Source organism: Enteractinococcus helveticum (assembly GCF_001657475.1).
Classification (GTDB): domain Bacteria; phylum Actinomycetota; class Actinomycetes; order Actinomycetales; family Micrococcaceae; genus Yaniella; species Yaniella helvetica.
Genome location: NZ_LXEY01000052.1, coordinates 1 through 470, shown reverse-complemented (window position 1 = coordinate 470; position 470 = coordinate 1). Strand labels below are relative to the sequence as shown.

Annotated in this window: 1 pseudogene; it reads right to left on the bottom strand. The window is 37.7% G+C overall.

What is annotated here, in order from left to right:
- Nucleotides 1-470, bottom strand: a pseudogene (locus A6F49_RS17460) (tryptophan synthase subunit beta); the annotation flags it as partial.

The following is a 470-nucleotide window of genomic DNA, read 5'->3' as shown; positions in this document are numbered from 1 at the left end:
TTCCATATCTTTATCGCCACGTCCAGAAATAGTTACTACAATAATATCTTCTTTCGACATCGTAGGCGCTAGTCTTTCAACATAACTCAGTGCATGTGCACTTTCAATTGCAGGTATAATACCTTCATGTTTTGTAAAGTTGATTAAAGCATTCATTGCTTGTGTATCACTAGCATTTTCAAAAGTTACTCTACCAATGTCGTGGTAATAAGAATGTTCTGGTCCAATACCAGGATAATCAAGTCCTGCTGAAATAGAATGTGCTAGTTGCACTTGCCCATCTTCATCTTGAATTAAATACATTTTAGTACCATGTAATACGCCAGGTGATCCTTTGCCAATTGCAAGTGCATGTTTATCAGTATCATCGCCTTGACCTGCGGCTTCAACACCGTATAATGCAACATCATCTTTAATAAATGGATAAAATGTACCGATTGCATTTGAGCCACCACCGATACATGCTACAA